Source organism: Candidatus Microthrix parvicella Bio17-1 (assembly GCF_000299415.1).
Taxonomy (GTDB): Bacteria; Actinomycetota; Acidimicrobiia; order Acidimicrobiales; family Microtrichaceae; genus Microthrix; species Microthrix parvicella.
Genome location: NZ_AMPG01000001.1, coordinates 1538010 through 1561813, shown reverse-complemented (window position 1 = coordinate 1561813; position 23804 = coordinate 1538010). Strand labels below are relative to the sequence as shown.

The 23804-nt window shown below is 65.8% G+C and carries 20 protein-coding genes and 1 tRNA gene; 7 read left to right on the top strand and 14 right to left on the bottom strand.

The genetic code is table 11. The features are described 5' to 3' along the window. Window positions 1–53: 53 nt before the first annotated feature. Complete coding sequence (locus MPARV_RS0107505; RefSeq protein ID WP_012230034.1) at window positions 54–1646, top strand: peptide chain release factor 3; 1593 nt, start codon at window positions 54–56, stop codon at window positions 1644–1646. Here MPARV_RS0107505 and MPARV_RS0107500 read toward each other — a convergent pair. Further along, window positions 1600–2619 (bottom strand): alpha/beta fold hydrolase, encoded by a 1020-nt coding sequence (locus tag MPARV_RS0107500; RefSeq protein ID WP_157789506.1) that lies wholly within the window; start codon window positions 2617–2619, stop codon window positions 1600–1602. The two genes, MPARV_RS0107505 and MPARV_RS0107500, sit on opposite strands and share 47 nt — an antisense overlap. A 139-nt stretch (window positions 2620–2758) precedes the next feature. Between MPARV_RS0107500 and MPARV_RS0107495 the strand changes: the two genes are divergently transcribed. Next, the gene (locus MPARV_RS0107495) at window positions 2759–3655 is read left to right on the top strand and encodes an AIM24 family protein (protein ID WP_012230032.1); all 897 of its coding nucleotides are present in this window, start codon (window positions 2759–2761) and stop codon (window positions 3653–3655) included. Window positions 3656–3770: 115 nt separating this feature from the next. Next, window positions 3771–3844, top strand: a tRNA-Ala gene (locus tag MPARV_RS0107490). 49 nt (window positions 3845–3893) lie between these two features. Here the strand turns inward: MPARV_RS0107490 and MPARV_RS0107485 are convergent. From MPARV_RS0107485 to MPARV_RS0107475, 3 genes are all read right to left on the bottom strand, one after another. Continuing rightward, entirely contained in the window at window positions 3894–5582 is a 1689-nt protein-coding gene (locus MPARV_RS0107485) for a SulP family inorganic anion transporter (RefSeq protein WP_020377798.1), read from the bottom strand. After that, entirely contained in the window at window positions 5579–7096 is a 1518-nt protein-coding gene (locus MPARV_RS0107480) for a CYTH and CHAD domain-containing protein (protein WP_020377797.1), read from the bottom strand. The genes MPARV_RS0107485 and MPARV_RS0107480 overlap by 4 nt, the downstream gene beginning before the upstream one ends. 182 nt (window positions 7097–7278) lie before the next feature. Next, entirely contained in the window at window positions 7279–8145 is an 867-nt protein-coding gene (locus MPARV_RS0107475) for a maleylpyruvate isomerase N-terminal domain-containing protein (protein WP_020377796.1), read from the bottom strand. Window positions 8146–8356: 211 nt separating this feature from the next. Here MPARV_RS0107475 and MPARV_RS21045 point away from each other — a divergent pair, with 211 nt between their 5' ends. Beyond that, window positions 8357–8818, top strand: a complete 462-nt coding sequence (locus tag MPARV_RS21045; protein ID WP_157789505.1) for a DUF983 domain-containing protein — start codon at window positions 8357–8359, stop codon at window positions 8816–8818. Window positions 8819–8830: 12 nt separating this feature from the next. Here MPARV_RS21045 and MPARV_RS0107465 read toward each other — a convergent pair whose 3' ends face one another. Continuing rightward, window positions 8831–10627, bottom strand: a complete 1797-nt coding sequence (locus MPARV_RS0107465; RefSeq protein ID WP_020377794.1) for an AMP-dependent synthetase/ligase — start codon at window positions 10625–10627, stop codon at window positions 8831–8833. Between the two features lie 195 nt (window positions 10628–10822). Between MPARV_RS0107465 and MPARV_RS0107460 the strand changes: the two genes are divergently transcribed. Both MPARV_RS0107460 and MPARV_RS0107455 read left to right on the top strand, forming a co-directional pair. Further along, window positions 10823–12031, top strand: coding sequence for a thiolase family protein (locus tag MPARV_RS0107460; protein WP_012229997.1), 1209 nt, complete (start codon window positions 10823–10825; stop codon window positions 12029–12031). 67 nt (window positions 12032–12098) lie between these two features. After that, complete coding sequence (locus MPARV_RS0107455; protein WP_012229995.1) at window positions 12099–12506, top strand: hypothetical protein; 408 nt, start codon at window positions 12099–12101, stop codon at window positions 12504–12506. A 113-nt stretch (window positions 12507–12619) separates the two neighbouring features. Here the strand turns inward: MPARV_RS0107455 and MPARV_RS21040 are convergent, their stop codons facing one another. Then, the gene (locus MPARV_RS21040) at window positions 12620–13039 is read right to left on the bottom strand and encodes a hypothetical protein (protein WP_012229994.1); all 420 of its coding nucleotides are present in this window, start codon (window positions 13037–13039) and stop codon (window positions 12620–12622) included. Window positions 13040–13086: 47 nt separating this feature from the next. On the opposite strand from MPARV_RS21040, the gene MPARV_RS0107445 reads away from it, so the two are divergent. After that, the gene (locus MPARV_RS0107445; protein ID WP_012229993.1) at window positions 13087–13674 is read left to right on the top strand and encodes an anthranilate synthase component II; all 588 of its coding nucleotides are present in this window, start codon (window positions 13087–13089) and stop codon (window positions 13672–13674) included. Between the two features lie 17 nt (window positions 13675–13691). On the opposite strand, the gene MPARV_RS0107440 is transcribed toward MPARV_RS0107445, so the two are convergent. The 8 genes from MPARV_RS0107440 to MPARV_RS0107400 form a co-directional block, all read right to left on the bottom strand. Then, a complete protein-coding gene (locus MPARV_RS0107440; RefSeq protein ID WP_020377792.1) occupies window positions 13692–14960 on the bottom strand; it encodes a PASTA domain-containing protein in 1269 nt (422 codons plus the stop codon). Beyond that, a complete protein-coding gene (locus MPARV_RS0107435; RefSeq protein WP_020377791.1) occupies window positions 14957–16003 on the bottom strand; it encodes a PASTA domain-containing protein in 1047 nt (348 codons plus the stop codon). The genes MPARV_RS0107440 and MPARV_RS0107435 overlap by 4 nt, the downstream gene beginning before the upstream one ends. Then, complete coding sequence (gene pknB / locus MPARV_RS0107430) at window positions 16003–18072, bottom strand: Stk1 family PASTA domain-containing Ser/Thr kinase (protein ID WP_012229990.1); 2070 nt, start codon at window positions 18070–18072, stop codon at window positions 16003–16005. Before pknB ends, MPARV_RS0107435 begins: the two co-directional genes overlap by 1 nt. Window positions 18073–18178: 106 nt before the next feature. Further along, a complete protein-coding gene (locus MPARV_RS0107425; RefSeq protein ID WP_020377790.1) occupies window positions 18179–19729 on the bottom strand; it encodes a peptidoglycan D,D-transpeptidase FtsI family protein in 1551 nt (516 codons plus the stop codon). Then, a complete protein-coding gene (locus MPARV_RS0107420; RefSeq protein WP_012229988.1) occupies window positions 19726–21057 on the bottom strand; it encodes an FtsW/RodA/SpoVE family cell cycle protein in 1332 nt (443 codons plus the stop codon). The genes MPARV_RS0107425 and MPARV_RS0107420 overlap by 4 nt, the downstream gene beginning before the upstream one ends. Then, on the bottom strand, window positions 21054–22565 hold the full coding sequence (locus MPARV_RS22430) for a Stp1/IreP family PP2C-type Ser/Thr phosphatase (RefSeq protein ID WP_012229987.1): 1512 nt from the start codon (window positions 22563–22565) through the stop codon (window positions 21054–21056). Before MPARV_RS22430 ends, MPARV_RS0107420 begins: the two co-directional genes overlap by 4 nt. Beyond that, the gene (locus tag MPARV_RS22425; RefSeq protein WP_012229986.1) at window positions 22562–23026 is read right to left on the bottom strand and encodes an FHA domain-containing protein; all 465 of its coding nucleotides are present in this window, start codon (window positions 23024–23026) and stop codon (window positions 22562–22564) included. Before MPARV_RS22425 ends, MPARV_RS22430 begins: the two co-directional genes overlap by 4 nt. A 46-nt stretch (window positions 23027–23072) precedes the next feature. Beyond that, window positions 23073–23729, bottom strand: coding sequence for an FhaA domain-containing protein (locus tag MPARV_RS0107400; protein ID WP_155852259.1), 657 nt, complete (start codon window positions 23727–23729; stop codon window positions 23073–23075). Window positions 23730–23804 lie beyond the last annotated feature (75 nt).

Genomic DNA, 23804 nt, shown 5'->3' with positions numbered 1-23804 from the left:
TCGAGTGCGAACGGGGCGCAGGCTCCTCCGCTCCCCGACGCAAGGTCACGCTCATGTCCGACGTTCTCAACGAAGCGGCCCGACGTCGCACGTTCGCCATCATCTCCCATCCCGACGCTGGTAAGACCACGCTGACCGAGAAGTTTCTGCTGTATGGCGGTGCGCTCGCGGTGGAAGCCGGATCGGTCAAGGGCAAGGGCGGCCGTCGGTCGGCCACCTCCGACTGGATGGCGATGGAGCAGCAGCGAGGTATCTCGATCACCTCAACCGTGTTGCAGTTCAACTATCGAAACTGCGTGGTCAACCTGCTGGACACCCCCGGGCACCGCGACTTCTCCGAAGACACCTATCGGGTGTTGGCAGGGTGCGACGGCGCCATCATGGTGCTCGATGCCGCCAAGGGAATTGAGCCACAGACGCTCAAACTGTTCGAAGTTTGTCGTGACAGGGGGCTTCCACTTCTCAGCTTCGTCAACAAATGGGATCGACCGGCACGCGAGCCCCTGGAGGTCCTGGACGACATCGAGAGTCAGTTGGGCCTGATCCCCACGCCTGTCACCTGGCCGGTCGGCGCCGACACCGACTTTCGAGGCGTCATCGACCGTCGCGACGGCTCCTACACCCGGTACACCCGGACCACCGGCGGTGCGCGGGTGGCACCGGAAGAGGACGTCGACCCCGCTCGGGCCGAGGAGTTGGACGGCATGCTGTGGCAGCAGGCCACCGAGGAGCTCGGGCTGCTGGACGAGGTGGGATCCGAGTTCGACGTGGAGACGTTTCTGGCCGGTATCACCACGCCGACGCTGTTCGGGTCGGCCATGACCAACTTTGGCGTGCGCAAGTTGCTTGACGCCGTGATCGACCTGGTGCCGTCGCCTCGCCCACGGGTCACCGCCGATGGCGGTGCCCGACAACTTGAGGCCCCGCTGTCCGGGTTCGTGTTCAAGGTTCAGGCCAACACCGACAAGGCCCATCGCGATCGTGTGGCCTATGTTCGAATCTGCTCGGGTCGTTTCGAGCGTGGCGATGTTGCCATCCACGCTCGCACCGGGAAGCCATTCGCCACCAAGTACGCCCATACCGCGTTTGGGTCCGATCGTGAGACGGTCGAGGAGGCCTACCCTGGCGACGTGGTGGGCCTGGTAAACGCTACGGATCTGCGGGTGGGTGACACGCTGTACATCGACGAGCCGGTGGAATTTCCATCGATCCCGGCCTTCGCCCCCGAACACTTTCGTGTGGCCCGACCGGCCGATGTCAGCCGCTTCAAGCAGTTTCGGCGGGGTATCAACCAACTGGACGAGGAGGGTGTTGTTCAGGTGCTGCGCGACATCGACCTGGGTGACCAGGCACCGACGCTGGCAGCGGTGGGACCGATGCAGTTCGATGTGGCCAAGTGGCGGCTGGAGCAGGAGTTCGGCGCTCCGACGTTGTTGGAGTCCACGCCCTATCAGGTGGCCCGACGCACCGATGCCGAGTCGGCGCTACCGCTGCGCCAAATGTCGGGGGTGACCGTGCTGGAGCGGTCCGACGGCGTCCTGCTGGCCTTGTTCGAGAGCCCGTACTGGCTGGATCGGGTGATCGCCGACCAACCGGAACTCACGCTGGAGAAGTTGCTGGCCGAGGGTGCGCTGCGCGAGCGGTAGCGGCGAAGGTTTCGATCAGCTGGGCCAGGCGCCGGGGTGCCTCCTGCATGACTTGGTGTCCGACGTCGGGCAACTCCACCAGTTCGGCCTGGGGGATCAATGCTGCCAACCGGCGGGCCAGACGCGGTGCGGTGAGGTGATCGTTGGCGCCGACGATCACCAGCGCCGGGCCCTCGTAGCGGGCCAGCGAATCGGTCAGGTCGTGGGCGAGGATGGACCGTCCCGCCTCGATCGACGTGACGGCGGGAACTTCGACGATCATCTGGCGCACCGCCTCGATGGCGACACCCGAAGGATTCTTACCGAAGGCAATTCGAACCAGCGAGGCCGACACGTCACCGGGTCGCCATAGATGCTCGACCGGGAGATCGGAACGGGCGGCGATGCCAGCCAACGCACCGGCGCCGGCACCGAGGTACGGCGTGACCCGGTGGGGCGTCAGTTCGGTGGCGGCGGTGGCGAGAAACACCAGGCCGGATGTGTGCTCCAAGCAGTGCTTTCGATGGTCGACCGCGTAACGCCCCAGTGCCATGCCGCCCATTGAATGGCCCATCACGATGGCGTCGGTGGCGTTGAGATGATCCAGCACTTCGGCCAGGTCTCGTCCGATGGCATCCAAGGTGACGCCGTCGTGGCCGGTGGTGGACCGGCCGTGACCACGCATGTCCCAGGCGATCACCCGAAATCGATCAGACAACAGATGGAAGAGCGGATTCCACGTCCACCATTGCAGGGTCACGCCGTGCAGCAGTACCAGCGGTCGGCCTCGCCCCGCCTCGACGACGTGGAGGATGGCGCCGTCGCTGGTCGGCACCTCGTGGTGGGTCAGGCCGGTTGGCGGTTCCAGCAACGGGTCGATGTCGGGCCGTTCGCGAGTGCGAACCCGGCGACCGCCCAACCGCAGCCCCACAGCCGTAGCGATTGCAGCAACCCCCACTACGCCGGCTGCGAGTCCAACGGTCCTTCGGTCCATCAAGCGACCGTACCGAGCGTTCGTCGGCTCACCCAAGGCCGGCTGGGTCGATGGTCGGGCGTTGCGAATCCGTTCAGCATGGTTTCGGGGTGTTCCGGGAGGTTTGGTGATCCTTCGGGCGCCACTATCTTGGTGTCCCATGACCACCCCTGCCGCTTGGTACCCAGACCCTTCCGACGCCTCTCAACAGCGCTACTGGGATGGCACCCAGTGGACCCAGCACACGCGGTCTGCAACGGCCGGCGAAACCCAAGGATCTGCGCCGCAAGAGACACAGGCGAACCCGCAGGCTCAGGCCGAGCAGGCCCAGGTCGCTCAACCTGCCGGGGCAGCGGCGCCGACGTCAGCGCCAGGGGCAGCGGCTTCGGTGGCTGGTATTCAGACCGACCTGCTGACCGATGAACGCTACGCCGAGGTGGGGTCGAACCAACGGGTCATCAAGCAAAACAGCCGCCTGCTGAAGGTGGTGCTTGGTGATGACGTGCTGGCCAAACAGGGCTCCATGGTGGCCGTGCAGGGCCGAATCGACTTCGATCACGAGGGCGCAGGCCTGGGCAAGTTTATGAAGAAGGCGGTCACCGGTGAGGGCCTGCCGCTGATGCGCTGCAAGGGCCAGGGGGAGTTGTTCCTGGCCGATCGGGGCAATCAGGTGCACATCATCCACCTGAACGGCGCCGGGCTCACCGCCAACGGTCGCAACATCCTGGCCTTCGAGCCGGCGCTCAGCTGGGACATCGAGCGGGTCAAGGGCGCCGGCATGACCGCCGGTGGCATGTTCAATACCCGGCTTGAGGGTACCGGCTGGGTGGCCATCACCACCGACGGTGACCCTGTGGTGCTTCGCACCGATGCGCCCACGTTTGTCGACACCGACGCCGTGGTGGCGTGGAGCTCCAACCTGCAGACCAGCCTGAACCGCACCATGAAGGCCAAGGCCGCCATCGGTCTCGGCTCCGGAGAGGCGGTGCAGCTCACGTTCCAGGGCGACGGCATCGTCATCGTGCAGCCGTCCGAGGGCCGAATCGTCACCGCCTGACGGGCATCCACGATGGGCCCCGGCCAGCGATTGTCGACGATGCTGAGCGGCTGAAGGCATTGCCGAAGTCATTGGAGGTCCGAGGCGCGGTTGGGGGTATCATGTGGGATCACTTGGGGCTGTAGCTCAGTTGGCTAGAGCACCTGCTTTGCAAGCAGGAAGTCACGGGTTCGAGTCCCGTCAGCTCCACTCGAAAAACCATGCGCAGCGGTGGTTCGTTGTCTGCCCATCGCACCTGTCACGGATCGATGTCTCCGTCGGCGGAGGAGACATCGGCCAGCGCCCGTTCGAGGCTGGGATAGAAGTGCTCCTGATCCAGGGTTGTGTTGAGGCCATAGGCGCGGACCAGGACCTGCAGCCTGTCCCTCATCTCGACAAAGGACAGGTGGACGCCCTTGTTGTTCAATTCCTCGTCGAGGTCGCGCAGGACCTCCGCTGCCGTGACGTCGATGTCGGTGATGGCCTCGCACTGCAGCACGATCCAGTCGGGCCGGCGTTCCTTTGCGAGGTTGCGCACCTGGTCACGAAACTGTCCGGCGTTGGCGAAGAACAGCGGTGCCTCCCATCGGAACACCACGACGTCGGGCAGCTGTGTGGCGGAGGGGTGCTCCGCCACGCTGTGCCAACCACCCAGCTCCGGGACGTTGCCCAGCACCGCGCCATGTGGCCACCAGTTGCGCCGGAAGAACAACAAAATAGCCAGCACGATGGCGATAACGATGCCCTGCAGGACGCCCAGAATGATGACGCCGACGGCGGCTACCAGGCTGATGACCAGGGACGAAGGACGGATTGCGGCGTAACGACGGAGGGCGCCCAGGTCCATCAGCGATAGGGCAGCGGTGATGATCACGGCGGCGAGCGCGGTCTGGGGCAAATCGGCCAACAGACCGTTGAGGAACAGCAGCAGAGCGGCGACCAGTCCGGCGCCGGCCAGGCCGGTCAACTGGCTCTTGGCGCCGGATTGATCGGCCACCGCTGTGCGGGAACCGCTGACCGACACGGAAAAACCCTGGAACAACCCGGCAGCGATATTGGCCGCCCCGATGCCGATCATTTCCTGATTCGCATCGACTTCCTCGTTGTGCCGGGAGGCGAAGCTGCTGGAGGTGGCGATGGTGTCGGCGAGCGACACCATGGTGATGCCCACCGCCCCGACGAGAAGCGGAACCACATCGGACCAGCCGCTCCAGGGCAACGACGGTGCGGGAACACCCTTGGGAAGCACCCCAACCGTTGTCACCTCTGAAGCGGCGAGATCAAATACTGCTGAAGCCACCGTGGCTCCGGCGACGGCCACCAGCACCGCCGGCACCTTGGTGGTCAAGCGCGGCAACACCAACAGCACGATCAGGACACACAGCCCGGTGATCAAGGTTGTGCGGTTGGTTTGATCGAGGCCGCGCAAAAACAGACGGACCTCGTCGACGAAGCCGTCGGCGTCGGTTGAAAAGCCGAACAGCTTGGGCAACTGGCCCACGATGATGGTCACCGCCAAACCGTTGAGGTAACCAACCCGGACCTCGCTCGAGAGCAGGTCCGCGACGAAACCGAGCTTGGCCAGCCCGAGCCCGATCATGAGGATTCCAACGAGGGCGGCCAGCATCCCGGCCAGCACGATCGCGCTCGACGGGTCTCCCGTGACGACGAGTGGCGTGATGGCGGCCAGGATCAACGGCGACACCGACGAGTCCGGCCCCAGCACGAGCACCTTCGAGGGTCCAAACACCGCGTAGGCCACCAGACACGCGATCGTCGTGTACAGCCCGGTCACCGGTGGCAGCCCGGCCAGTTCGGCATAGGCCATGCCCTGCGGTACCAGAATGGCAGCCAAAACGATGCCCGCCACCAGGTCGGGCCGCAGCCACCTGCGTTTGTACTGTCGGAAGGTACTCAGCCCTGGAGCCCAGCGTTGTAGGGCGTTCACCGGCGGAGACGGTGACGTTGTTGTCTGACTCGTTGCCACGCCTCCGGCCATTCGCTCCACCGGCGTTTCGAATCGGCCCGGAGTGAGGCGATCATCTGACCCGCCACGAGTGCCGTCGATGGTTGTTCGGCCGCAGCGCTTCGGAGCCAGGCCTGAGCCACCTCGTAGTCGTGGATGTCGCCAAGGACATCCTGCAATCCACCGAGTTTCCGATCGAGCCGGGCCGAACCTGGCCCGAGGATCGGCGCGGCCGCCTGCACGGCTGCCCTGTATCGCTTGGTGATGATGCGGGTTCGGTGCAGCGCATGTGGGGTTGGGCCAGAGGCGAGACGGTGAACCCGACGGTTGAGCTTCCTCCATCGTCGCCGCACCAGCCGCCTGAGGTGTTGTTTGGTTTCGGCGTCATCGACCGTTGGCTGCGTTCGATTGACGAATTCCCGGACGGAATCAACCAGCACGTCGAGCAGGTTCAGGTACCGCTCGCTCGTGAGTGCTTCGAGAATGATTCCGTAGGCCAGCTGGGACTGCTCGTCGCAGCGGCAGAGCAACTCTTCAAGCGCTGCGACATCCTGTGGGGCCACCTCGTCCCGTTCCTTCGCCAGGCGGGCGCGAAGGACATCCAGGTCCCGCCTGGCGCTTGTCGTGCCCGCCAGCCACCCGAGTTCGTGACGAAGCGAGTCGGCCGACGCCATGTCGAGCAGGGCGGCGAACGTGGACAGGTCCGACCGCAGTCGGCGAAGCGCCACCCGGAACTGGTGGAGGTCTTCGTCGTTGCCGCCGAGGCGGACTCGGGGGTCGTGGAACAGGATTTGGTCGACCGAGCGGGCCAGGGCGTAACCGACCGCATCGGACACGTTGGGGTCGGATGTCAGTCTCGGCAGGACCACGTCGGGCGGTCCAAGGCCTTCGGCGTCCAACACCCGCATCAGCTTCGGGAGTTGCCGACCACGCCGACAACCGGCGTTGCGAAGCGCTGCCACCACAGCCCGGCGGGCCTGCTTGGCGCCGCGACCGTGCAGTTGCTCAACCTCGATCTCGTCAAACTCGAGCACCCGGCCATCGGCACTTGTTCCACAGACGTGATCGGTGACGATCTCGACCACCCCGGTGCCATCCGGAGCCTCCAGGCGTTGGGTCAGTCGTGTGGTGACCAGCTCCGCCACCACGTGGAGCGTTCGGCCCCGCAGCTGAGCGGCCAGGAGCCGCTGCACTTCCGGGGGTGGCTCCGTGGCTGGTGCATCGACGTCGATCTCTCGTCGCGCAAGATGGTGCTCCTTTCGTGACCGCGCCGGTAGCTTGACGGTCCACCGGGCACCTTCGGGACCCGTCCTGTGCCGCAGCGTGATCGAGGAGCGGGCCAGCGCCAGGTCCTCGGTGTCGAAGTAGCGGGCGACGAGGCACAACGCTTTGACATCGTCGGTGCCGCTCCCAGCGAAACCGAGCCCCTCGACCGCGCCTGACAGGTCGGGCACAACGAAGCCGGGCGGCGGAACGAGTTTTGTCTCGATTTCCATCAACGACCTGCCCCAACTGCGTTCGTCTCCGCCATCGCCCCAGCATGACGGACGACCTGTCCGCTCGCCTCACCTGCAGCGGGTGATTGGTCACATTCTGATCCCGGTAGAGCCGACGGGCCAGAGCGCCGACCAACCTCTTGCGGCACTGGAGTGTGGGTTGGCCGTCGGCGCCGCAGCGCTCAGGGGGTAAAGGACAGGGTGTTCACGATTGCCCGGCCCAGCACGTCGTCGCCATCGAAGGAGACCGCCGTTGGGTTCGCCCCGATGGCTGCTTCGGTGTCCACCCGTCCTCCGCAGAGGCGCATGAAGGTGTCGACATCGATGTGGATCGAGGTGGTGGGGGCGTGCGGGGTTGAGTCGGCCAACAAGGCGCGCTTCTTTCCGGAGACCTCGCGAACCTCGACAGCGAAGGTCGCCTCGGTGGGACCGGTCAGGTTGACGACCACGGTGGCGCCGGCCGGGGCGGCGGCCCGTTTACCGACGATCATCGGCAGCGCCTTTGCAACGTTGTGCCGGAGTACCGACTCGACCACCGGGCCCGCCAGGTGGCCGGGAAGGTCGAGACCATGACGGACGTCCTGCTCGTGCATCCACAGGTCGAACACCCGAATCAGCATGAAGTCGCGGTAGGTGCCGGGCCCCGCGGGCGTCCAGGACTCCGCATCGAACCCGTCGGGTCCGAGCTCTTCCAATGCTTGTCGGCGATTGGCCAACGTCTCGGCCAGTTCGGCCCGAATCTGTGTGGGTGTGTGGTTGCGCCGCAGTTCGACCGGTGCCTCGACCATGGCAGAGAAGTCGTCGTCGACATGAGCGAGGTGGGCCACCGGCGGGGAGTCCTCTCCGAGACCTAGCATCTGGCGTTCCACCCCGATCATGTGGCTGAAACAATCCTGCACCGTCCATCCGGGCAGATCGGTCTCCCGATCCCAGTCGGCGTCGGGGATCTCGTTGGCCAAGGCCACCACCGCATCAAACTGGGCGGATAAAAGCTGTACCACCGGCTCGTCCGCTGAGGCCGAACTGCCCTCATGGTTCTTCTCGGTCATGTGTGGAACCCCCCTGCGCTTCTTTGCGAGCAACCCTGGCACCGTAGCGACTGGCAGAGTGGTGCGGGGCCGGGGGAGAGTGGGAGCGGCGGATGCGCCGCTACAGCCCCGGCGCTTGTGAGGACATGTGACCCGAATCGATCCCCGCACCGGACAGCCTCGACCCAAGGCGAGCGGTGGCGAACCACCGACGACCATGGATCAACTCGGGGTGTCTCCTGCGCGCATCCTGATGCGAGGTGCCACACGCCGGTGCCCGGTCTGTGGCACCGGCGGGCTCTTCTCGGGCTGGTTCAACCTTGCGAAGAGGTGTCCCAGGTGCGAGCTGCGGTTCGAGCGCGAGCCCGGCACCTTCATCGGGGCAATCGGTATGAACACGATCGTCACGTTCGTTTCGCTGTTCGGCATCATTCTGGTGGGCGCGATCCTGACCCAGCCGAACATCCCGCTGGTACCGCTCGCCTCGCTGGCCATGGGCTGGGCACTCGTGAGTTCGGTGGGGGGCATGCCCTTCACCAAGACCCTGTGGCTGGCGATCGATCTCCTGTTGTCGCCGTTACGCGACGACGAGGCTCCGAGGGCTCCTCGTGTGCTACCTCGCACCGACTCCCCTCGCGGGGCAAAGGTGGCGGCCCCAAAACCAAAGCCGCCACCCCGGCCCGACCTCAACTGAGTGCCGGGTGGCTCAGGCGTACATCGACTCGATTTCCACTTCGTAGCGGGTCAGGATGCCGCGGCGCTTGAGTTTTGAGGTGGGCGTCAGTACCTCGGAGTCGGGCTCCCACTCGTCGCCGAGGATGACCCAGCGCTTCACCGCCTCGGCGTGGTTGAATCCTTCCATCGCCTGCGCGACGCCTGCGTCGACATGGGCTCGAACCGCATCGTGTTTGGCGAGTTCGTCGAGCGACTCGAACTCGATGCCATTGCGCTGCGCCCAGATCGGGGCAACCTCGGGATCGAGCACCAACAGGGCGGAGACGAACTTTCGCTGGTCACCGATCGCAGCCGCCTGGCCGACGATGTCAATCATCTTCAGCTCAGCCTCCAGGTTGGCCGGGCTGATGTTCTTGCCGCCGGCGGTGACGATCAACTCCTTCTTGCGGTCGACGATGGTGAGGTAACCGTCGTCGTCGAGCGTGCCGATGTCGCCGGAGTGCAGCCAGCCGTCGATGATGGTCTCGGCGGTCTTTTCGGGCTGGTTCAGGTAGCCGACGAACACGTTGGAACCTCGGAAGATCACCTCGCCGTCCTCGGCCAGAGCGACCTCGGATCCCGGAATCGCCGGGCCGACGGTTCCCGCCTTGGGGTTTTCGACGGTGAAGGTCATCGGGCCGGTTGACTCCGACATCCCGTAAACCTCGCACAGGTTGACACCGATGGCTCGGAACCAAGACAACAGCTCGGCGGAGATCGGCGCAGCGCCGCTGACCGCCAGTTGCAGTTCCTCAAGACCCAGGAGGTTGCGGATGGTCGAGAAGGCGACGTCGTCGAGGAATTGCCACGTGGCGATCTCCTCTTCGCTCGCAGTACCGGCATCCATCTTCTCCATGATGGGGAGCGCCGCCTCGACGGCCTCGGCGACCTTCTGTTCTTTTTCCGGGTCGGCGGAGAGCACTGCGGCGATGCCGGAGTGGATCTTCTCCCACACCCGGGGCACGCCAAACATCAGGTTGGGATGCACCGCCCCGATGTGGGCGGTGAGTTCGGAGAACTCTGGGCAACAACACACGTCGTAGGCCATGATCGCACTGGCATAGTGCGACGTCATGCGCTCGGCGATGTGAGCCATCGGCAGATACGACATCACCCTGACCCCGGCGGTCTCGGGAAATGGGAACGTCTCACGCAGCGACTCCCCGGTCCACACGATGTTGAGGTGACTCAACATGACGCCCTTTGGGTTACCGGTGGTGCCGGAGGTGTAGATGACGGTGGCCAGATCCTCGGGTGAGGCGTTGTTGACCTCAACGGTCAGATCGAGGGGATCGTGGGCCATGAACGCATCCCACGCCACGGCGTCGGCGTCGGCGTCGGCGTCGTTCAGCATCACCAGGCTCTCGAGAGCGGGAAGCTGATCGCGCACGGCTCGGAAACGCGACGCGAAGCCCTCGCCCTCCACGACCGCGACCTTGGCGGCACAGTCGCCGACCAGGTATGCCACCTGGTCTGGTGACGAACTGTTGTAGATCGAGATGGGAGTTGCGCCCAGAAACGTGGTCGCCAGGTCGACGATGTGAAACTCGGGAATGTTGCGCATCATGATGACGACGCGGTCGCCCTTGCCGACACCGACAGCGCGCAGGCCGGCGGCCGCTGTGGCCACCTGTTCGGCGTACTGGTTGAAGGTGAGTTGCCTCCAGCCGTCCCCAACCATCGACCGAAGCGCCACATGGTCGCCATAGGCGGCAACGGTGGCCATGAAGGCGGTGGGAACAGTCTGGCCCTCGACTCTTGCAAGAATCTCGTCGTCGGTCAGCGTCATGGTGATCCTTCCCCTTGCACCCGGCCGGTGCGGGTTCTCGTGTAGGTAGCAGGGTAGTCCTCAGATGTGCGGTGGGTCACAGGCTGCGGTCGCAATGTGCAATCGGCCGCTGCGATTGACCCTCCGGTTGGGTTGAGGAAGACTTGACCGCCCAGTCAAGAAGCCCACTACACAGATTCACTTGGGAGCACCTCCATGCCGAACGCCGTGATCGTCGATGTTGTCCGCACCGCAGGGGGGAGGCGCAACGGCGTCCTTTCGGGATGGCATCCAGTGGACCTGGCGGCCGAGGTGCTGATGGCGCTCCAGAAGCGCAACAACCTGGACCCGTCGCTGGTGGACGACGTGATCATGGGGTGCGTCATGCAGGTGGGCGCGCAGGGGCTCAACATCGGCCGTAACGCTGTGCTGGCGGCCGGCTGGCCGGACTCCGTGCCCGCCACCACCATCGACCGTCAGTGCGGTTCCTCCCAGCAGGCCTATACCTTCGCAGCCCAGGGGGTTATGGCCGGCGCCTACGACGTGGTCGTCGCTGCGGGGGTTGAGGAGATGAGCCTGGTGCCGATGGGTGCCTCGGTTTCCAAGGGTGTCGGGTTTCCCTTCACCGAGGGCATGAACGACCGCTACATCGACCAGGGTGGCCTGGTGCCCCAAGGCATCTCCGCTGAAATGATCGCCGATCAGTGGGGCCTCAGCCGAGAGGACCTGGACGCCTTCGGTGCTCGGTCCCAGCAGTTCGCCGAACGGGCTCGCGACGAGGGCCGCTTCGACAACGAGATCATTCCGGTTCAGGGTCGCCGCCGCGACAAGGAGACCGGCGAGGTCACCATCGAGGATGCGCCGGTCACCCAGGACGAGGGGATCCGCCCCGGGACCACTGCCGAGGGTCTCGCCAAGTTGAAGCCCGCCTTCAAGCCCGACGTCGGCAAGGTGACAGCGGCCAACAGCTCACAGATCACCGACGGTGCCTCCGCTGCACTGATCATGTCCGAGGAAAAGGCGGCCGAGTTGGGCCTCACCCCCCGTGCTCGCTTCCATGCGTTCTCGCTGGCCGGTGTGAACCCGGTGACCATGCTGACCGGCCCGATCCCCTCCACCCAGAAGGTGCTGGCTCGTGCCGGGATGAGCGTGGACGACATCGACCTGTTCGAGGTGAACGAGGCGTTCGCCTCGGTTGTGTTGGCATGGAAGGCGGACATGGGCCTGGATGACGACACCTTCGACGCCAAGGTCAACGTCAACGGCGGCGCCATTGCCCTGGGTCACCCGCTGGGCGCCTCCGGCACCAAACTGCTGGCCACCCTGCTGAACGAGTTGGAGCGCACCGGCGGCCGCTACGGGCTGCAGACCATGTGCGAGGGCGGCGGCTTGGCGAACGCCGCCATCATCGAACGTCTGGGCTGATCCTCGGTGAGCACCCTCGGTCGTCGGCGGTAGGCCGGCGGCCGAGCAACGGGGCAGACTGAAGGTCGTGGATGATCAGACCCCATCGTTGAGCCCGACGCCTGCAGGCACCGACGACGAACCGCAGGAGCCGTGGCAGACGGTGCTGGGGCGACGACGTTCCTGGGTGTTCAGGCTTGCGCTGGCCGCAGGGGTGTGGGGCGCCATGGTGGGTATCTGGGAGGTGAACCCTTGGCGCGCCGCGGTTGCGGTGGTTGCCATTGGTTTGCTGTTGTACCCGGGCATCGCCATGGCCCGTTCGATGTCGACCCCGCTGCCGCCACCACCCGACCCGGGCACCCTTCGCAAGGTCAAGCTGGTGTATCGCTGCAGCCTGTGCGGCACCGAAGTGAGAATGACCGCCGCGTTGGACGAGAACCCCGAGCCACCTCGTCACTGCATGGAAGATATGGACCTGATCACCCCGATCGAGTGATCGAGCGGCGGCGGAATGCCGCCGAGCGGGTTATCCCCACCTGTGGATAAACCTGGGGGCAAGTGACACCGATGTAACTTCCCTGTAACGCTCCAAGTTGAGGGGAGTGAGGGTCAGCGGTATTGGGTGGCCGTCATGATGCCGGCCAGGATGGCCACGAGGCCGCCGATCAGATACCAACCGTTGGCTCCGCCGCTGGTACCGGGCAGCACCCCTGCGTAGTTCAGGATGATGGCCAGACCCCCGCCGCCGATGAAGGTCCACATGAGCGCAGGGACCCACCATGGCGATGGCATGTCCACATGGCTGGGCGGTGTATAGCGCCGAGACTCGCTGTGATCGGCAACCTTCTTGGAACGCTGCTTGGCGTCCGACGCCCCGGTGCCCGGCTTCAGGGGTCGGGCGCGGCCGGCTGCCTCGTCAGCGGCTGCATCGTCTGTACCCGGCCGCTTCGTGGGGGCGTCCTGCCCGCCCTTGGGCGTGACTCGTCGGGAGTGTTCGCCGTCGATGCGGCGCTTGGTGGGCTTGGCCATTCCCACACACTACCGGCCGACGTGAGTGCCGCAGCTAGCCTGCCCGCGTGTCCGCCCGCATTCTGGTGATCGACAACTACGACAGCTTCACTTACAACCTGGTTCAGTACCTGGGTGAACTCGGTGTGGAACCGCTGGTGTTTCGCAATGATGCCGTCACGGTTGATGAGATCGTCGCGCTGACGCCCGACGGGCTCCTCATCTCGCCCGGCCCGGGTCGACCGGTCGATGCCGGGGTGTCGATGGAGGTGCTGGAGAAGCTCGGCGGCCGGATCCCCATTCTGGGGGTTTGTCTGGGGTTGCAGTGCCTTGGGGAGGTGGGCGGGGCATCGGTGATTCGTGCCCCGCAGGTGATGCACGGCAAGACGTCGCTGATCAGCCACGACGGACGTGGTGTTTTTGTCGGGCTGCCCAACCCGTTTGAGGCCACCCGCTATCACTCCCTGATCGTCGATGCCGCAACAGTGCCGGCACACCTCGAGGTCAGCGCAACCACCGAGGATGGCCTGGTGATGGGGCTTCGCCACCGAACCCAGCCGACCGAGGCGGTGCAGTTCCACCCCGAGTCGATTTTGACCACGGGCGGACACGAACTGCTGGCCAACTTCCTCAACCTCGCTCGTGCGGCTGCCTGACCGCGCGGCGACTTCGTCTAACCGCCGGCCACCGGTACCTCGACCGTCGGCGGCGGTTCGGTCGTCTCGGGTGGTGCGGTGACCGGAGGGACCGGAGGCGTGGTCTCGGGTGGTGCGGTGACCGGAGGCGTGGTCTCGGGTGGTGCGGTGACGGGCGGCGGCGCGGTCGGCTCAGGCGTTTGGGGCCCGACGTCCGTGGCCTCCGGTTGCTCGACCGGGGGCTCGATGGTCACCGGGGCCGAGGTGGTGGCCGGGGGCAGCGTTGGTGGGGGCGGCGGCGCTCGACCGACGATCAGTTCCACCTCGAACCCGGGGTCGACGGAGGTCTGTGGCGGAACACCCTGGCTGATGACCCGGCCATCGTCGGGACTCCCGCGCGGTACCTGCAGCAACAGCAACTTGACGGTCAGCCCGGCGTCGACCACCTCGCCCTCGGCTCGACTCTGGGACAAACCCTCCACCGAGGGAACGCTCACTGTGGGCGGCGGCCCTGCGATCACCACGTCGACGGCGGAGTTCCGAGTGAGCACCGTGCCCGCAGGCGGTGACGTCTCCAGCACGTTGCCCGCCTTGGCGCCCTGGCGGTACACCGTGTCGATGCTGCCGACGCCGAGCCCGCTTCGACCGAGCAGGTTGAGGGCTTTTTGGGCCTGCACATCCACCATCTTTGGGACTCTGCGGGGTGCGTAGCCCGCCGATACCACGATGCTGACGGTGCTGCCCTGGGCGGCCTCGGTGCCCGAGCGGGGCCTGCTCTCGATGACCTCGTTCACCCTGACGCTGTCGGAATACTCCGGCACCGCCTTTGGGAGGAGGCCGGTGGCGTTCAGCAATTGCTCGGCTTCCTCAAGTTCCTGGCCGGTTACGTCGGGCACGACGAACTGGGACGGCCCGGAACTACCGATGAGGGTTACTCGTGCGCCCGCCGGCAATTTGGTGCCCTCCAGGGGCCGTTGGGTGAAGATGGTGCCGGGTGGATAGTCGCTCAGATCGTTGGCCCGGAACTCGATGGTGGCCACCAGACCGCTGGCCTCCACCTCCCGCTGGGCATCGGCGAGGCCTTGGCCGGTGAAGTCCTGAACCTGGATGTCGGGTACAGCCAGGTCACGGTCGACGCCCAATCGCTGGCTGAAGGCGTCCACCGAGAGCCACATCAACGCCACGAGCGCGATCAGCGCAAAGGTCAGTGACACCCACCGTCCGCCACCGTCAACCACCTCGAAGCCACCCAACTCGGTGACCCGGTCGTGTCTCGCAGCGTCGGTTGAGGTCGTGGGAGGGCTCATCCGGGAGCACCCCCGCGGGCAACGGTCAACTCGACCACATCGCCCGGGTCCAACATGGTGCCTGCGTCGGGCACCTGGCTGAGCACCTTGCCGTTGTTGGGATCCCTGGGATTCACCAACTCGGTGGTGGTGGCGGCGATGATCCCCACAGACTCCAACGACTCGATGGCCTGGGTCTCCTGGGTTCCCACCAGGCCGGGCACCTTCGCCTGGGGAGGGCCGTCGCTCACGACCAGCTCCACCTTGGTCCCCTTGTTCAGGTTCTGGCCGGCGGCCGGCTTGGTTCGGAGCACGGCACCTTTGGGGAGGAACGGGTCTCGCTCCTTGGTCACCTTCTCCACAATGAACCCGGCATTTCCGAGAATGAATGCAGCACCGTCGGAGGGCAGCCGACGGACCTCGGGCACGTCGCGTCGCTCGGCGCCCATGGAGACCACCAGCGAGAGCGTGTTACCGGTTCGGAGCACATTGCCAGGCAGCGGGTCCTGGCGGATCACCTCGCCGGCAACGTCGTTCTCGCTGGGAAACTCGACGACTTCGACCTTGACCCCGGTATTGTCGAAGAGCTTCTCCACCGAAGCTCGGGTGCTTCCCACCAACTCGGGAACCACGAAGTCCTCCTGACCCCGGGACACCGTGAGTTTGACCTTGCCACCACGCCGCACCGGCTCTCCGGGGGGCGGATCCTGGGCGGTGATCTCACCGCGTGGCGTGTTGGCGGAGAACGCGAAGGCAGACGATGAGCTGAGGCCCTCTCGGACGAGCGCCTGGATGGCCTTTGGCTGAGTCATTCCCAACAGCTCAGGGGCATCTTGATAGCGGTAGCGACCCAGCAGCAGGTCGGCTGGATTGAGGGTGGGCGACAAGGCCAACAGCGGCACTCCGGCGCCAAGCAGCGCCAGGAAGATCAACACCACGAGTCGCCCGGACCGTAGGCCACGCCTGCGCAACTCGTCAGCCGTTTCCCCCTGCGGATGCTCGGGTTGCCCGATGACGGAACCATCGGTTTGGTCCGTCGGCGAAACCGGATCGGGCGTGGACATCAGGGTTGGTTGGTAGTGGTGGGGGCCGTCGTGGTCGGGGGGGGCGAAGAAGTGGTCGTCGGGGCCACGGTCGTTGGCGCTTCGGTCGGGGGCGGTTTCGTCGCCGGTGGCTGGGTGGGAGGTGGCTGGGTGGGAGGTGGCTGGGTGGGTGTGGGTGCCTGGGTGGTGGGCTCACGGAAGCTGCCCACCTGAAGCGTCACGGTCGAGCCCGCCTGCACCGACTCGCCCCCGGCAGGGTTGGACGACAACACGATGTTGTCTGCAGAGCGGTTCTCCGTGGCCTTGGTCTCGGTCTCAGGTTTGAAGCCCTTCGCCCGGAGCTTCTGCTGAGCGGCCTGCTCGGTCAGGTTGACAACCGACGGCACCTCCACGTTGGCGGGTCCGCTTGAGACGAACAGGACAAGTTCGCTGCCAAGATCAGCGCTGCCGGACGGGTCGGTGCGCGTTGCCTTGCCGGCGGCGATGCGGTCGGAGGCCTCAGTGCTGGTGCTGGCCACGACGAAACCGGCGGCCTCCAGCGTCGCTCGGGCCTGTTCTTGAGTCAGGCCGGCAACGCTGGGCACATCGGTGACCGTTGGGATCGGCACGATGCGCAAGGTGATCTCATCGGAGGGTCGAGCCAGGCTGAGCGCCACCGGCAGTTGTTCCTTGACCGTGCCGGGTTCCCCCTGGGCCCCCTCGACATCGGCGGGCTTGACCCTGGTGAACCCCTTGGCGGCCAGCACCGCCTTGGCATCGTCGTAGAGCATGCCGCGAACGTCGGGAACCACCTCCTGGGCGTCGGACGGGTTGTAGACGACCTTGACCGTTGAGCCCTCCTCCGCCTCGACGCCGGCCTTGGGATCCGTGGCGTAGACGGCATTGGCCTTTGCCTTGTTGTTTTCAAGAGCAACGGGCTCCGCCTTGAATCCTTCGTCCTCGAGTATTTTGACCGCCTCATCGAGCGGGCGGTCCAACACGTTGGGCACCTCTGCGGTGGAGGGCCCGCTGTTGAGCGCTGCCACGATGCCTCCCGCCACCAGCAGCGCCAGCACGAGCAGTGCGATCAGGATGAAGACGAACCGCTTGGAACGTGACCGGTCTTCTTCCGGTTCGGGCTCCTCCTCGGGCTGCTGCGCTGGGACCACCTGGGTTGCGTCGACGGCGCCGGGCGTGGTGGTGACGACCTGGGTGGCGGCGGTGCCGCCGGCCGGGGCGGCGGCCTGGGCCCGCTGAAGGGCCATTTCGGCGCGTGTGGTCTGGCCGGCGAGGAACCGGTGCAGGTCGTCGCGTAGTTCGGTGGCGTCCGGATAACGGTTGGCGGGATTCTTTGTCAGCAGTCGGAGGGTGATCGCCTCGGCTGCAAACGGGAGACCCGCCATGATCGATGCCGGTCGGCGCGGTCGTTCCTGCACGTGCTTGTAGGCGATGGCCACTGGCGACTCGGCCTGAAACGGCGCCTCGCCGGTCAGCATCTCGAAGAGCACCGCCCCGAGCGAATACAGGTCGCTGCGACCATCGAGCGTGTGCCCCTGGGCCTGTTCGGGCGAGAAGTAGGTGGCAGTTCCCATGACCGACCCGGCCTTGGTCAGTTCGTTGTTGGGTGCGGTGGCCAGCCGCGCGATCCCAAAGTCGGTCACCTTTGCGCGACCCGTGCTGGTCAACATGATGTTGCCCGGCTTGATGTCTCGGTGAATGACCCCCTCCGCATGAGCGAACCCCAAGGCCTCTGCCACGTCGGCCGCAATCTCTGCGGCGCGTCTCGGGTGCAGAGGGCCCTCAGCGCGCAGCACCTCGGCCACCGATTGGCCGTTGATGTACTCCATCACGATGTAGTAGGTGCCACCCTGTTCGCCCCAGTCGTAGACGCCCACGATATTGGGGTGGTTCAGGTTGCCCGCCGACTTGGCCTCCCGCCGGAACCGCTCCACGAACAGCTGGTCGGTGGCGAACTCGGCAAACATGATCTTGACCGCGACGGGTCGATCAAGCACCCGATCGCGAGCGAGCCACACGTCTGCCATGCCACCGCGAGCCAGCTTTCGGTGTAGTTCGTAGCGATCGCTCAGCACCTCGACCGGCTGGCTCATCGTGGACACACTCTACCGGTGGCGCCATCGTCCAATGGCGCACCGGGCGATCTTCTGTGAGATGGCTTCACCGGAGCGGCTCTGGTCGCATCGGCCAGGGTGCTCATCAGTTGCCCCCAAGCTCGTTCGGCAGCCCTGCGGACGCAGGGACGGGGCTCAGCGCGGCACGAAGGACCCGCTGTGCGATCGGGGCCGCCACTCGGCCCCCGGTTTGTTCGGACACCTTCGGCTGGGCCTCCACGATCACGGCGACGGCCACCTCGGCCGGCTCCCCCTCGGGCCCGGCGTAGCCGATGATCCAGGCGTGCGAGCGGTCCTCCCCTGCGACGGTCTGCGCGGTGCCGGTCTTGCCGCCCACCTTGAAGCCGGGCACGTCCAGTTCCGTGGCCGTGCCGTCCGCCACCACGCCGTCCATGGCGGTTCTCATGGCGGCGGCCTGTTCCTTCTTCAGCGGGCGCTTCCACACGGTGGGCTTCACCTCGCGTACGACGTTGCCCTCGGTGTCGCGAACCTCGGCTGCAACATGAGGCTCCATGATGATGCCCTCGTTGCCGATCGCACCGGCCGTCATCGCCATCTGGAGCGGGGTGGCCCGGGCATTGCCCTGGCCGATTGCCACCTGGGCCAGCGCCGGGGTGTCCTCGTACACCGTGCCGCCGTCCCCATCGGGAAACGGGCCAAGCGCCTTGCCGTAATCGGTGGGGATCTCCGAGGCGACGGCGCCTGGGATGTCGATTGGAGGTTTGGAGCCAAAGCCGAAGTCGACTGCGGTGTCAACCAGCGCCTCGGGCCCGAGGGTGCGGGCGCCCATCTCGGCGAAAGCGGTGTTGCACGAGACTCGGAGCACCTCGATCAGGGGGCCGCCGCACAGGGCTCCGTCGAAGTTGGACAACGGCCTGGTGGTCCCCGGCGGCGTCCACTCGGTGCGCTCCGGGTAGCTCGGTGACATCAAACTCACGTCGCCGGAACGAATCCCGGCGGATCCGGTCACCACCTTGAAGGTGGATCCGGGCGCAAACAGTTCGCGGTACGACCGGGCCAGCAGTGGCTTGTCGGGCGCGCCGTCCAGCAGCGTCTTGACGCCGATGGCGTCGGCACCGTTGTCGTCGACCAGCAGGTTTGGGTCGTAACTGGGATACGACCAAAGCGCCAAGATTGCTCCGGTGCGTGGGTCGAGGGCCACCACCGAGCCGCGACGGTCGCCGAGGCCGTCGCGTGCGGCCTGTTGTACGTCGCTGCGAAGTGACAGCACCACGTCGCCGGTGTTCGCATCGGCGTTGAACAGATTGGTGAGGGCACGGAGCTCAAGGCTGCTGGATTGCCCCGAGAGGTCATCGCCGTAGCTCCGCTCAACCCCCGTGGAGCCCAGCTCGAGCGTGAAGTAGCCGGTGACGTGGGCGAACAACTCGCCGGTTGGGTAGTTGCGCTGGTATTCGAAGCGCTTGCCCTTGACCTCCTCGGTGAAGGCGACCACGGTGCCGTCCGAGGTTTGAATCTTGCCCCGAGGACGATCAAAGTCGCGCAGATTCTGGCGGTTGTTGCCCTCTCTGGCATTCAAATCGCCCGAGGAGAACACCTGCACCACGTTGAGGCGCACGAACAGGGCCGAGTAGAGCAGCACCATGCCCAGGGCCAGGCGACGGATCTGTGTGTTCACTGGCCGACCCCGATCCGAACACGGCTGCGTCGCGCCGCACCGTCGGACCGGTCGTACACCTCGTCGGAGGTGCGGATGAGGAGCGCAACCAGCACGTAGTTGGCCACCAGCGAGGAGCCGCCGTAGGACAGAAACGGCAGCGTGATGCCCGTGAGCGGGAGTACCCGAAGCAGGCCTCCCATGATGACGAAGGCCTGGAAGGTCAGCGACACGGTGAGCCCGGCCGCCAGCAGCTTGTGGTAGGGGTCGTCGGCACGCATGGCGATGCGGAATCCGGCCCCGGCGATGAGGAGGAACGCCGCCAGCACCGCGGTGGACCCGAACACCCCCAGTTCCTCACCGATCACCACGAAGATCGAGTCGGTGGCCACGAATGCCTTGCCCAACCCCGGTATGCCGTAACCCCTGCCCAAGCCCTGGCCGCCCATGCCGCCCCACGCCAGCGCATAGGTGCCCTGGACGATTTGGTAGCCGGACCCACCGGCAACATCCCAGGGATTCAGCCAGGCGGTCACCCGATCCTGTACGTGGCCCAGCTGCGACCACGCAATTGTGGCTCCCGCAGCGAACAACAGGCCACCCATCACCGGGTAGATCAGCCGCTCGGTTGCGATCCACATCATTGACAGGAACAGCACGAAGAACAACAACGCCGAGCCGAGGTCCTTCTGGGCGATCATGACCAGCAGGGCGACGCCCCAGGCCAGGATGACCGGGGCGAGAAACTTGGGTGCGGGCAGGTGCAGCGGCCCGAGCCGCCAGTTGGTCAGCCCGAGCAGTTCACGGTTCTTCACCAAATAGGTGGCAAAGAACAAGATCAGTGCGATCTTGGCGAACTCGGCGGGCTGCACCGAGAAACCGCCGAGGTTGATCCAGATTCTGGCACCGTTGATCTCTTTCCCGACCACGGGGAGCAGCGGTAACAACAGGAGGCCGAGACCGATGAACAACAGCGTGTACCCGTAGTTGGCGAGTGTCTTCACTTTTCGGACCAACGCCAGGGTCGCAACGAATGCCACCACGCCCACTGCGGTCCAGCCGGCCTGCTTGATCGCCAGGTCCTGGTCGATGCGGGCGATGAAGACGTAGCCCAACCCGTTGAGGAGCGCCACCACCGGCAGAATGATGCCGTCGGCGTTCGGGGCCAACCGACGCACTGCGATGTGGGCGACGATGACCAGGGCCACCACCATGGCCAGGAACGGCACCACGTCGGCGGGGAGCGACGCACGGCTGCCAAGGCTGGCGAGCGTGTAGGCGGCGCCGATGATCACCAGGCCGAGCAGGATCAACCCCAGCTCCGTCGTTCGGCGGTCCTTGCCGTTCATGGGCCTCCCGAGGGGAGCGCCCCGGGGGCCGGTCGGTTCGGCGGGGACCGCAGCGAGTTCGCCTTCTTGGCGGTGGTTGCGGGTGCCTGCGGAGCGGTTTGGGGCCGTGCCGTGGCGGGCGACTTGGTGGTCACCGGCTTGGGCTTCGCCGTGGCGCCGACCTTGGGTTGCTGAGTGGTGGTGGCCTTCGGCTTCCTGGTGGTGGTGGTGGCCACCTGAGTGGTGGTGGTGGCCCGGGTGGTGGTGGTGGCCCGGTCGCGAGCACGCTGGTTCAGGTTCGCCACGTAGGTTTCGGCGGCCGCCCGCCCGCTGAAGATCTTTCCGGGGTCGAGCTCCAACAGATCGGCCTGCTCCAGGTCGTCGGTCCGCAGCGCCGTCTGGTCGATCACCGTCGGCTGAAACCATAGAAACCCGCCGGGTCGCCCCTGATACACGGTCACCTGTTCGGTGTCCGAGATGGCGACGAACCATGACATACGGCCCCAGAGGCCCACACCGGCCAGCGCCACGCCGAATGTCAGGACGATGGCGGTGAGGAACGCCATGGTGCGCACCACCGAACGGGAGGGTGGGTCGTCGACCTCCCCGGCGTGAGCCGGGTCGACGTCGCCCTGATCAGGTGCGTTGGTGGGGGCGACGTCGCCTGCCGCCGGTGCCGGCGGCAGTGGATCGTCTGGCTCCTCGGGCGGACGGGCCCCGACGGGAACCGCCACCTCCCGCGTGGTGTCGTCCTCGTGTGTGGCGATCGCCTGATCTGCGAAGAGCACCTGCGTGAGTCGTTCCTCCACCGGGGTGTCGTCGGGCGTGGCCTGCACGTCCACCACGATCACGGTGATGTTGTCGCGACCGCCCCCCTCGTTTGCGGCCTCCACCAGCCGTTCGGCGGCGGCCTGCGGGTCGGGGTGACCTGCCAGAATTCCGGCGATTTGATCGCCTGAAACCTCGTTGAACAGGCCGTCGCTGCACAAAACCAGCCGGTCGCCGTCGACCGGTCGCAGGGTCCAGGCATCAAGATCGACGTCTGCGTCGACTCCGAGAGCCCGCAGAACCACGTTGCGTTGCGGGTGGGTGAGGGCTGCTTCAGCCGTGATCTGGCCTCTGCGCACCATGGACTCCACCAACGAGTGGTCCTCGGAGAGCTGCTTGAGCGTGCCTGAGCGGTACTGATAGATGCGTGAGTCGCCCACGTTGATGAGGGCCAACTGGTCGTCCTCGGTACGCACGACGGCCACCAAGGTCGTACCCATACCGCGCAACTCGGGGTTTGCCGCCGATTCGGTGTGTACCGCAAGGTTGGCGGCGTGGACCGCATCCACCAGCGCCTCCAGGCCCGACGGATTGGAGTTGCGCAGCACGTCCAGCGACCGCTCCGACGCCACCTCGCCGCCGAGGTGCCCACCCATGCCGTCGGCAACCGCGAAGAGCCCATCGTTCGCCAACAGATTGTCCTGGTTCATCGAACGAACTCGGCCGGTGTGGGTGGCACCTCCCCAGGTGAAGGAGATCATGTGACCTCGACCACCAGGTTGCCTGCCTGCACCCGGTCGCCCCGGCGCAACGGCGCCGGTGCCGACATGCGTTTCCCGTTGAGGTAGGTGCCGTTGGTGGAGCCCAGATCCTCCAACAGGTAGTCCCCGTCACGTTCGACAATGCGGGCGTGTTGGTGCGACAGATAGTTGTCCGTGAGCGGCAGAGTGGATCCTGGGTCTCGACCGATGGTGATGTGTGGGGCCATCTGCATGGCACGCCCGGCCCAATCGGCCGGTTCCAGCACTCGAAGACCCTGGGGCGCCCTGGTTCCGCCGGTGGATCTCCGTCGGCTGAACCGCTTGGGTTCCCCCCCGGTGACCACTGCGGACCCGTTGGTGACACTCACCTCGGCCCACACGGCTCGGAGCACGCGCAGGAAGAACAGGTACAGCAAGACCAGCAGACAGATCTTGAGGAGGTTGAGCAGTTGCTCGGGCACGAAGGGAGATTATCGGCCGGCGGCACCGGTCCGGTGCCGCCGAACCTCAGAAGGCCTCGAAGAAGAAGTAGGTGTGACCGAAGCCCAGTTCGTCGCCGTCGACCAATTGGTGCTGGCTGATGCGTTGACGGTTGATGTAGCTGCCGTTTGTGGAGTTGAGGTCGACCAGCACGAAACCGTCGCCTGACGGGCGAACCTCGGCATGACGTCGCGACACCTTGGGGTCACCCAACACGATGGTGCAGTCGGTCTGGCGGCCCACGGAGACGACGTACTGCCCCAGGGGGACCCTGTCGCCCGTGGGCAACAACAGGCTGCCGACCGGCGAGCCATCGCCCTCCTTGTGGGTGGCCTCAACCTCGAACACGCCTGGGCGCAGATCGGGTGAGACCACGAAGGTGGTTTGGATGGGACCGGCAAAGGAGTAGCCCATGTCCCTGGCGTGCTCACGAGCGGCATCGCCCAGGTCCCGGGCGAGCACCCCGGCCATGTCGGCCAGTTGCTCGTAGTCGTCCTCAGCGAGGACGAAGGTGAAGTCGTTTGGAACGATGACGCGGCCGTTGACACCAACCGACCTTTTGTCGTCGAGTGTCCGGACGAGTTTGCGGCCCAATTCGACCGGGTTGAGACCACTGCGGAACACCCGGGCGAAGGTGCCCTCGATGAGGTGTTCCAGCCGACGTTCGAATCCTTGGATACCCACGGGGCACACGATACCCACCTTCGCGCCACTCGTAGGTCGACCGGCTCGATCTTTCCGCCGTGTTCGCTTCGATCC